The organism is Desulfurella sp. (genome assembly GCF_049977265.1).
In the GTDB taxonomy this organism is placed as follows: domain Bacteria; phylum Campylobacterota_A; class Desulfurellia; order Desulfurellales; family Desulfurellaceae; genus Desulfurella.
The window spans coordinates 30,299-40,273 of the sequence record NZ_JBMFGQ010000010.1 but is presented as its reverse complement, the minus strand read 5'-3'; the positions used below and the strand labels follow the sequence as shown (position 1 = coordinate 40,273).

The following is a 9,975-nucleotide window of genomic DNA, read 5'->3' as shown; positions in this document are numbered from 1 at the left end:
AAGCAAGAATCTTTACTAAAACTTGACTAAATTAAGTATGTTTTGTATATTTTAAGAAAAGCGGAGGTAAAGATGGGGTATATAACTTTATCCAATGAACAGGTAAATGTCCCAAACGGTGAAATATTATTTGAAGAAGCTGGCCACAAGTTTATTTGGCTTGGTTGGGACGAAGCTGACATAAAGGGTGGATTTGTCCAGGTTAATCAATATTTAATTATATCAAACGGTAAGGGAACATTGCTAGATCCAGGCGGTGTCCATGTGTTTCCAAAAGTAGTGGCAAATGTCAGCAGATATATTGATTTGGCAGATATTAATAACATTTTTTATACGCATCAAGATCCAGATGTTTCAAGCGGTATTGCTATGTGGCTTTCTATTACAAACGCTAATGTGCATATATCAAAATTATGGGTAAGGTTTTTGCCTCACTTTGGTATAACTGACGTATCTCGTATTTTATCAATCGAAGATAACGGTGGAAAAATAGACTCCTTCGAAACTATACCGGCTCATTTTATGCATTCACCAGGCCAGCATGTATTGTATGACCCAGTATCGAAGATACTATTTAGCGGGGATATTGGAGCTGCAGTTTTCGGCAATAAAACCTATCTTTTTGTGGATGATTTTAATTCCCATGTTTCTTTAATGGAAGGTTTTCATAAACGATACATGGCATCAAACGCTGTATGCCGAAACTTTATTAACCGTGTTAGAAAATACGATATAAACATGATAGCACCTCAGCATGGTGCAATATTTAAAAAGGAGGCGGCAAAATCATTTTTGAGCTGGCTTGAATCTTTAAGATGTGGCAGTGATATTATAGACGAGATATCAAGGTGATAGTATGAAAAATAATGTTTTAAACAGTTCTTTTGATCAATCAAATGATAAGAAAACTATAACAAAACTAGCAAAAAGCGTGGTAAAAGACTCTTTGCTTAGCAATTCAACAGAAGGTAGTTTTAAAATAATTCAAGCCGATACGATGGGTATTAAAATTCAGATGAATGTATTTGCTGCGTCCATCGAAGAAATGAGCGGCAACTTAAAATATATGACGGATAACCTCCTATCCATCAATACTGATTTTGAGAGATTTAATAACAATAATGCCCAATTAAAGTCTAGGATAGATGAACGCAATAAAGATATTATAGAAAGAAAACAAAATTTAAACACTTTTGTTGTAAGTATAAAAAATTTAAGCGCATCATCAGAGAAAATAAGTGACGTAATAGGCTCAATTTCAGATATCGCAACACAAACAAATCTTCTTGCTCTAAATGCTGCTATTGAAGCTGCGCGTGTTGGAGAAGCAGGTAAAGGTTTTGCAGTGGTTGCAGATGAAATTAGAAAACTTGCCACAAAAACAGATAATATGACCAAAAATATAGGAAAAATCCTTGATAATTTTAACAACAAAATAGAGGCAGCGGTTGAAAGCGTAGAAAATGTAAATAGTTTCTTGGAAGCTTTAGTAAACGATTTTAATGAATTTGCTAGCGTTTTTAGCGAATCCCAGAAAGAGTCAAATTCTATTAGCGAGTCTTTATCTCAAAATTCTTTGGCAATTAGTGAGCAAATTAAGGTGGTAGATGATCTGGCATATAGAATAAATACGATATATGCTGCATTAGAAAAAATTGTGCATGTTATAGATACTATGGTTGACGTAAACAAAAAAATAGAAAAAATGATTAAATTTTGAATAAATCTATATCAATGTGTGATAAGCTTGATGTGTCTATTTCGTAAAATTTTTCGAGAAAGTCTATAGGAAGTGCTTCTTCCTTTTTTATAACTTTGAATATTTTACCATTTTTTAAGAATATAGAATAATCAGCACAGCGCGCTAACCTAAAATCATGGAACACGCTAATAATTGTTTTCTTTAAAGATAGCAAAGAATCCAGTATTAATAGAATATACCTTAAATCTAAATTTGAAAAAGCTTCATCTAAGATTAAAATAGGCGTGTCCTGTGCAATTGAGCGCGCAATTAGAGTTCTCTGATATTCTCCACTGCTTAGTTTTAATATACTCTCTCCTTTTAAATCATTTAGACCGCAAATATTAATTGCCTGGTCAATTTTAATATAGTTTTCTTTTGAAAAACTAAAGCGTTTTTTATATGGATATCTGCCCATACTTACAATTTCATAAACGGTATAATCAAAATGAATTAATTCTTGTGACACTAAAGAGACTTTATGTGCCAAATGTTTTTTTGAGTAAGAAAAAATCGTTTTGTTTTCAAGCAATATACTACCGCTAGTTGGCTTTAATAAGCCAGAGAGTAAACGCAATAGGGTTGTTTTACCTGCTCCGTTAGGTCCAATAATTGAATAAAATTTATTTTTTTCTATTGTTAGGTTTATATTGTCTAATACAGAATTTTTGTAGGCAAAAGAAACATTATTCAATTTATACAAGCTTTTTCACTCTAACCTTATAAATGTAAAGAAAAAAAGGACCACCAATAAGTCCTGTTAGAACACCAATAGGTATTTGAAATGAAAAACTTCTTGAGATTGTATCTGCAATTAAAAGCAATAATGCGCCAAGTAGAACTGAATAAATTGAAAGCAGTCTATTTTTTGGTCCAATTATAAATCTTACAATATGTGGTACTATTAATCCGATAAAACCAATTATACCAGATGCGCTTACGCAAATTGCGCTAAGCAATGTAGCCAAAGCTAAAAAGATTAACCTGGTTCTTGCTACATTTACGCCCAAACTCTGTGCCGATAATTCACTTAGAGATATAATATCAAGCTCGTCTGCATATAAAAAAGCAAAAAACCATACAAATACCAAAGTTATAATCAACATTTGAATATTTTCCCAGTTGCTTGCATCAAAGCTGCCCATAAGCCAAAAGATAATATAAGCTACATCTTTTGAAGCCAAATAATCAAGTAAAGCTATAGCTGATGAAAAAATTGTAGCTACAATTATACCAGAAATAATTAAATTGACATTTGATAGATTTGATTTAAAGCCTGCCACATAAAGAACAATAACAAGAGATAAAACTGCCCCAAAAAATGCAAACAACGAAACAGAAAACGCACTTATATAAAATAAATTTAACACAAAAGCAAGCGTAGCACCAAAAGCGGCACCACTTGCTGCTCCCAATGTATATGAATCAGCCAATGGATTTAAAAGTACTGCTTGAAAAATAACACCGCAAAGTGATAAACTTGCTCCAACAAGCATTGCGCTTAGAATTCTTGGCAGTCTTAAGTTTAAGAGCACATATTTATCTGTAAAACTTACCTTATTGTGTGTATTAAACATTTGATTTTCAAAGATTTCGATAATTTTTTTTGCACTTATATGAACATCTCCTAACCCCAAAGACCAAAAAAAAGCCATTACAAGCAGTGCAACCAAAACTATTAAATAAACTTCTTTTCTTTTCATACTTACAAAGTGTATTAAAATTTGTATTTTAATCAAGAAAAAGTTTGGTATTGTTTTTTGGTGAATGTTGCATATATTTTAGATAGTTTATAGCTAACTTTATAAAGGAGGGTTTATGAAAAATTTATTATTTTCATCTATTACGATTAGAAATGTTAATTTTAAAAATCGCGTTTTTATGTCGCCAATGTGCCAATACAGTGCTCAGAACGGTCTTGTTAATCAATGGCATATTACACATTATTTATCAAGGGCAATTGGCGGCGCGGGTGCTATAGTTATAGAAGCAACGGCAGTAGAACCCAGAGGTCGAATTACTCCATTTGATCTGGGATTATATAACAATGAGCAAAAAAATGCATTTTTAGAATTAATTAATATCATTAAAAAATTTAGCCCAGATACTAAAATTGGTATTCAGCTTGCACACGCTGGAAGAAAAGGTTCAAAAGATAAACCATGGCTAGGAGAAAAACTTCTAACAAAACAAGAAAATGGCTATAATACAATAGCACCAAGCCAAATTGCATTTGATGAAAATTCTTCTATACCGAAACAAATTAACAAACAGGAACTCGATTTTGTAAAAGAAAGTTTTATTAAATCAGCTAAAATGGCGAAAGAAGCAGGGTTTGATTTTATTGAACTTCATATGGCGCACGGTTATTTATTGCATGAATTTTTGTCACCATTATCAAATCAAAGAGAAGATGAGTATGGCGGGAGTTTAGAAAATAGAATGCGTTTTCCGCTAGAGATAGCAAAATCTGTTAGGGAGGCTGTCGAAATCCCGTTATTTGTAAGAATATCTGCAACAGATTGGGCAAAAGATGGATGGGATTTAGAAAGCTCTATTGAATTTTCAAAGCAACTAAAACTATTAGGCGTAGATTTGATTGATGTATCAAGTGGCGGTCTTGTGCCATACGCTCAAATAGATTCAGATTTTGGCTATCAGACTTATTTTAGCTACAAAATAAAGCATGAGGTTGATATTCTTGTATCTGCTGTAGGTTTAATTGTAGATGCTTATCAAGCCGAGCATATACTTTCAAGTAAGCAAGCTGATATCGTAGTTATGGGCAGAGCGTTGCTTTCTGACCCGTATTGGTGTTTGCATGCAGCTAAAGTGCTTAATGTAGATATTGATTGGCCACAACAGTATTTAAGGGCAAAACATATTTAAAACTTGACGAAATATATAAAATAAGTTACCATTATGAAATAAATTTTTAATTGGAGGTAGTATGGGCAGTAGCTGGGCGACAATTGATATTGAACAAAGAGTGCAAGAAATATACAATGAGGTTGTAAGAAAAAATCCTGCTGAGCCTGAATTTCATCAGACAGTAAGAGAAGTGTTTTTTTCTATTATTCCTCTTTTGAAGAAAAATCCTATATATTTAGAAGAAAAATTAATGGAACGTATTGTAGAGCCGGAAAGACAAATTGTTTTTCGTGTGCCTTGGGTTGACGATAAAGGCGAGATACATATCAATAGAGGTTTTAGAATAGAGTTTAACAGTGCACTTGGTCCTTATAAAGGTGGATTAAGATTTCACCCTTCGGTGGATTTTGGTGTAATTAAGTTTTTAGGTTTTGAGCAAATATTTAAAAATTCTCTTACAGATTTACCAATTGGTGGTGCAAAAGGTGGAGCGGATTTTGATCCAAAAGGAAAATCAGATAAAGAAATAATGCTTTTTTGCCAAAGTTTTATGGCAGAACTTTACAGGCACCTAGGAGAAAATACAGATGTTCCGTCAGGGGATATTGGTGTGGGTTCAAGAGAAATTGGATATTTATTTGGTCAGTACAAACGTATCACAAATAAATTTGAAGCGGGTGTAATAACGGGAAAAGGTTTAAGGTACGGTGGTTCTGCAGTTAGAACTGAGGCAACTGGTTACGGGCTTGTTTTTTTTGTTGATGAAATGCTAAAAACAATTAATGAAACATTTGAAGGTAAAACTTGTGTGGTTTCTGGTTCTGGTAATGTTGCAATCTATACTGTTGAAAAAATTCACCAATTAGGCGGAAAAGTTATAGCTGTCTCTGATTCCGATGGTTATATATATGATAAAGAAGGTATTGATTTGGATTTACTCAAACAGTTAAAAGAAATTGAAAGAAGGCGCATAAAAGACTATATACCTTATCATAAACATGCAATTTATAAACCAAACGGAAATATCTGGGAAATCCCTTGTGATATAGCGCTACCTTGTGCAACACAAAACGAGCTTGATGAAAATGATGCAGAAATGCTTGTAAAAAATGGCGTTATTGCTATAGCAGAAGGTGCAAATATGCCATGCACACCTTCAGCTATAAGGGTGTTTGAAAAGGCAAAAGTGTTGTTTGGTCCAGGTAAAGCTGCAAATGGAGGTGGTGTTGCTACATCTGCACTAGAGATGGAGCAAAACGCTGGCAAAACCAGATGGGATTTTGAGTACACAGAAAATAAGCTAAAAAAAATAATGCAAGGCATTTTTAGGCGTTGTTTTGGGTCTGCTATAGAGTATGGATTTCCAAATAACTATATAGTTGGTGCAAACATAGAAGGCTTTAAAAAAGTAGCTGATGCAATGATTGAACAAGGCATTGTGTAAAAAAGGCTTTGTAATTATAAGTACAGCGAAGAACCCCACCGCTTTAGAATGCTAGGAGATCCTTCGCTGATGCTTAATGACTGGTTTAGAAATTGTATTGAGCGCTCAAGAATACCTGGTTTGCTGTTGCGCTTTTTAGTTCATCATGTTTTGGGCAGTAAAATTGTGTTTTAAAATTATCATATTCAAGTTTTAGCGTGGTTGATTTTGTTAAATTGAAAGAGATTCCAACAAACTTGCCATCTGCAGATTGTATGTTGGCGTTGTGTAATTCATTCATCAAGTTTACTTTATCAAAGCCTCCATATATGCCCCATGTATCATTTAGGGCAATATTTGCTTCTATGTTATAAGCCCTAAGTCTTCTGGCGTTTAAATTGTCTGTATACCCACGTGGCACTTCTGTTTCCATACCCAACTTATTTATTGCTTCAATTAAGCCAACATAGTGTGTTGAACCTTTGCCGTATAGGAATTCTGATTGCAAAGTAACCATCTTTATTGGAAGCTGCACGCCTATTCCGTAAATGTATGGCCAGTGAGATTCGCTGTTTTGGAAGTAGACTTTTTGTGTTTCAAAAAATCCGTAAATTCTTGCTTTTTGCTGCAAAAAAGGAAATTCTAAAGCTAATTGTGCTCCAATTCCTGGCATTTTTACAGAGATATTTTTTTCTTCTTGTTCTTCGTCTCTAAACATATACGGGTACACATTTTCAATTGCAATGGCAGGTGTTAGACTTATTGATCCAAGGTCAAAGTTGCCTTCAAGCCTGATTTGGCTTACGCCTTCTGGTCTTGTTTTATCAAATCCAGGCATTGCATAGTAGTTATCTGAAAATGTATTTAATTCACCTAGTGGTTCATCCTGTCCAATTAAAAGTTTTAGGTTATCGGATAATTTGTATGCAAAGTATGCTTTTAGCAAGATAAGAGTATTTTTGTCGCCTTCAAAGTCTGATTCAATATTTGCAGATATTTTATCGGATTCTATATCAAGACCAAGCGTCGTAGAGCCCACATAGGAGTTAAATGTTGTTAGATCGGATTTTCTAATTGCAGTATTGGCTGGATAACCTTCTGCGTAGTTGCCATTTCCCCAAACAAAATATTGCTTTATTGAGCCATAAAGAGATAATTTTGTATCATCGCTTGAGGTAACACTACCTGCAAAAGACATTACAGGTAAAAAGAAAAATAGAATGAATGATAAAACTTTTAATACACAAGTATTGCAACTTTTTATATACACTAACAGGTTTCCTTTTAAAACCTTTGAGCCAAATATTTTGCAGTCCATTCATTCATCCTATTCAACAGGTTTGACTTTAATTTTTTGAGTTATACCATGACCAATTGAAGCCATTTTCCCTTCAACTAAAAAGTGGAAATTGCAACCTATGTGTTTTGCTGGACCAGAAACGGATGTTTTTGAGATAAGTTTTATGGTTTTGCCTACCTGTATGCCTGCATCTTTTAGTCTTTCTTCCAGTGCGATTCCACTTATTATGTATTCAAGTTTGCCTTCGTCGCCTGTTTTGAGTTGTGGTAGTTGCAGGATTTTTTCGCCTGTTTTTATCAAAAGCATTGAGGCTTCTCCTGTGCAAAGCTCAGCCAATTGTCCATTGCACTGGATATTGTATGTTTCATCTGTTAGGTGTCCTTTTACCTTTATGTTTATATTTACTTTTAAGCCGATTTTGTCTAAGCCTTCTTTTATCTTTTTGCCGCACTCAAAACTTTTAATAATACCTGTGTCGTTTGCTTCAAGCTCCAGGAGATTTTTTTTAGTACCATGCGCTTCAACAATTATCTTTTCTGCAATACCCTGACTTAAAATAACCTCCTTAGAATCAAACTCTACTGCTAGCGGTCCGTGATGTTCATGAACTATAGTTGGTTCTAAAACCAATATTTTACCTTCTTTTATGCCTTCTTGCTCAAGATAGTCTCTTAGTTCCTTGCCTCCCTCAATCTTTACCACTTCAAATTTTGTGTGACCATTTTGCAAAAATTCGCTTAAAGCTTTTACTTCAGACATAAAAACCTCCTATAAAATTGATCCTATCTGGTAAATTAAAGTTGCGCTAATCCATCCAATGAATAAACTGTAAAAAACACTAAAAGCAGTCCACTTTAATGAATTTGTTTCCTTGTAAACTACACCAATTGTTGCAATGCAGGGTATATAGAGCAAACTCATTACCATAAAAGCATAAGCACTCAGCGGGCTAAATAGGTGAGGTAGCGCTATAGATAGTTTATCTTCGCCACCAAAGAGTGTTCCCATTGTGCCAACAACGGTTTCTTTGGCTAAAAGTCCAAAGATTAAAGCTACTGCGGCTTGCCAGAACCCAAACCCAGATGGTGATAGAATAGGTGCAAAAAACTTACCCAATGCGCCTACAAATGATTGCTCACTTGCATATTTTACGCCAAATGGTAGACTTGATAGCAACCACACCAAAATAACGCCAAGTAGAATAATTGTACCAGCTTTTTTTAAAAATTCTCTTGATCGCTCCCATGCACGGCTTTTATTGTAGGCATTCTGTAGATAGGAAGTTCCATTATCAAAAACGATACTTTACCTTTAAGTTGTGGTATTGTGCTTCTGAATAGTTTTGCACTCAATATTGCCACAATTATACCTAAAGCATAAAGTGAAAAAATAATAAGGCCGGGATGGTTTTCTTTGAAAAAAATTCCAGTAAACAAAACATATATAGGCAAGCGTGCAGTACAGGATATAAATGGATTTATAAGTATTGTAAGTAATCTATCTTTTTCATCAGCAATTGTGCGTGTTGCCATAATAGCTGGTACATTGCATCCAAAACCCAGTATCAAAGGTATAAAAGCCCTACCTGGAAGCCCTATGCTATGCATCAGTCTATCCATAACAAAAGCTGCTCTTGCCATATAGCCAACATCTTCCAAAAACGATAAAAATAAAAATAAAATCAGTATATTGGGTAAAAATACAATTACCGTGCCAACGCCTCCAATGAGTCCATCTTTTACAAATGATTGCAAAAGCGGGTTATGGATGTATTGGGATAGTGTATCGCCAGACCACCCAAAAAATTGCTCTATGTAGTCTGCAAAAAAACCGCCAAGTTTAAATGTAGCTTCAAAAACTATAAGCATTGCAAGGGCAAAAAGCGGTATACCCAGATACCTGTTCGTTACAATCTTGTCTATTCTATCCGATGTTGTTAGTCTATCTTCAATGCTTACTAAATGTTTTGTTGAATTTTTTACAACGCCTTCTATTAGACCATACCTTTTTTCAATAATTTCTGTTTCTAAATCAGGGTATATTTTTTCAAGACTGTTTATTTCTAAAATAGCATTTTCTACAATATTTTCCTTTTGTTGCTGTTTTAGTTCTTGCATAATGAGAGGATCTTGTTCTAAAAGCTTTATAGCTAAAAACCGTTTATTGTATGGCAAATTTGTACCATTAAGCAAATTTTTTATTCTTTCAATTGAGCGTTCAATATCATTCCCATAGTCAACATACAATTCTTCTTGTGGATAGTGGAGTTCATCAAATATTGCCTCTTTTAGTTCGCCAATACCTATTTTTTTTGTAGCTGAGGTTTTAACAACGCGTGTTTTAAGACTGGTAGATAGTTTTGTTGTATCGATTTCCAATTTATCTTCTATTAGATCTATCATATTTAACACAAGTAGCGTTTTAACTCCAAGCTCTTTCAATGATACAAACAAATACAAATTTCTTACTAAGTTTGTAGAATCTACTATGCAAACAACCAAATCTGGTTTTTCTTTTACTATGAAGTCACGCGCTATTCGCTCATCTATGGAATTTGCACTTAAGCTGTAAATACCTGGTAAATCTACTACATTAATTTGTGCATCAAGGTATGTGAATTTACCTTCTTTTTTTTCTACT

General features: G+C 34.0%; 10 protein-coding genes. 4 read left to right on the top strand and 6 right to left on the bottom strand.

Annotated elements, in window-relative coordinates; translation table 11 throughout:
* Window positions 1-72: 72 nt before the first annotated feature.
* On the top strand, window positions 73-852 hold the full coding sequence (locus tag ACP5FO_RS03435; RefSeq protein WP_428110152.1) for an MBL fold metallo-hydrolase: 780 nt from the start codon (window positions 73-75) through the stop codon (window positions 850-852).
* Window positions 853-856: 4 nt separating this feature from the next.
* A complete protein-coding gene (locus ACP5FO_RS03430) occupies window positions 857-1,720 on the top strand; it encodes a methyl-accepting chemotaxis protein (RefSeq protein ID WP_428157030.1) in 864 nt (287 codons plus the stop codon).
* Here the strand turns inward: ACP5FO_RS03430 and ACP5FO_RS03425 are convergent.
* Window positions 1,710-2,435, bottom strand: coding sequence for an ABC transporter ATP-binding protein (locus ACP5FO_RS03425; RefSeq protein ID WP_428157029.1), 726 nt, complete (start codon window positions 2,433-2,435; stop codon window positions 1,710-1,712). The two genes, ACP5FO_RS03430 and ACP5FO_RS03425, sit on opposite strands and share 11 nt — an antisense overlap.
* Before the next feature lies 1 nt (window position 2,436).
* Window positions 2,437-3,444: a FecCD family ABC transporter permease gene (locus ACP5FO_RS03420; protein WP_428110160.1), complete on the bottom strand. Its 1,008-nt coding sequence runs from the start codon at window positions 3,442-3,444 to the stop codon at window positions 2,437-2,439.
* 115 nt (window positions 3,445-3,559) lie between these two features.
* Between ACP5FO_RS03420 and ACP5FO_RS03415 the strand changes: the two genes are divergently transcribed.
* Window positions 3,560-4,630 (top strand): NADH:flavin oxidoreductase/NADH oxidase, encoded by a 1,071-nt coding sequence (locus ACP5FO_RS03415; protein ID WP_428157028.1) that lies wholly within the window; start codon window positions 3,560-3,562, stop codon window positions 4,628-4,630.
* A 61-nt stretch (window positions 4,631-4,691) separates the two neighbouring features.
* Window positions 4,692-6,056, top strand: coding sequence for an NADP-specific glutamate dehydrogenase (gdhA, locus tag ACP5FO_RS03410; protein ID WP_428157027.1), 1,365 nt, complete (start codon window positions 4,692-4,694; stop codon window positions 6,054-6,056).
* An 85-nt stretch (window positions 6,057-6,141) separates the two neighbouring features.
* Here the strand turns inward: gdhA and ACP5FO_RS03405 are convergent, their stop codons facing one another.
* The 4 genes from ACP5FO_RS03405 to feoB form a co-directional block, all read right to left on the bottom strand.
* Complete coding sequence (locus tag ACP5FO_RS03405; RefSeq protein WP_428157026.1) at window positions 6,142-7,353, bottom strand: hypothetical protein; 1,212 nt, start codon at window positions 7,351-7,353, stop codon at window positions 6,142-6,144.
* A gap of 9 nt (window positions 7,354-7,362) precedes the next feature.
* Window positions 7,363-8,094, bottom strand: coding sequence for a FeoA domain-containing protein (locus ACP5FO_RS03400; RefSeq protein WP_428157025.1), 732 nt, complete (start codon window positions 8,092-8,094; stop codon window positions 7,363-7,365).
* Between the two features lie 9 nt (window positions 8,095-8,103).
* Window positions 8,104-8,517, bottom strand: a complete 414-nt coding sequence (locus ACP5FO_RS03395) for a nucleoside recognition domain-containing protein (RefSeq protein WP_428157032.1) — start codon at window positions 8,515-8,517, stop codon at window positions 8,104-8,106.
* A gap of 38 nt (window positions 8,518-8,555) precedes the next feature.
* Window positions 8,556-9,975: ferrous iron transport protein B (feoB, locus tag ACP5FO_RS03390; protein ID WP_428157024.1), on the bottom strand; the 1,420-nt coding region annotated here is incomplete at its 5' end.

What these genes read in the sequence shown, in the direction of transcription:
- ACP5FO_RS03405 (WP_428157026.1), bottom strand. Translation starts at nt 7,353, where the DNA reads ATGGACTGCAAAATATTTGGCTCAAAGGTTTTAAAAGGAAACCTGTTA.
- ACP5FO_RS03435 (WP_428110152.1), top strand. Translation starts at nt 73, where the DNA reads ATGGGGTATATAACTTTATCCAATGAACAGGTAAATGTCCCAAACGGT.
- gdhA (WP_428157027.1), top strand. Translation starts at nt 4,692, where the DNA reads ATGGGCAGTAGCTGGGCGACAATTGATATTGAACAAAGAGTGCAAGAA.
- ACP5FO_RS03430 (WP_428157030.1), top strand. Translation starts at nt 857, where the DNA reads ATGAAAAATAATGTTTTAAACAGTTCTTTTGATCAATCAAATGATAAG.
- ACP5FO_RS03400 (WP_428157025.1), bottom strand. Translation starts at nt 8,094, where the DNA reads ATGTCTGAAGTAAAAGCTTTAAGCGAATTTTTGCAAAATGGTCACACA.
- ACP5FO_RS03420 (WP_428110160.1), bottom strand. Translation starts at nt 3,444, where the DNA reads ATGAAAAGAAAAGAAGTTTATTTAATAGTTTTGGTTGCACTGCTTGTA.
- ACP5FO_RS03415 (WP_428157028.1), top strand. Translation starts at nt 3,560, where the DNA reads ATGAAAAATTTATTATTTTCATCTATTACGATTAGAAATGTTAATTTT.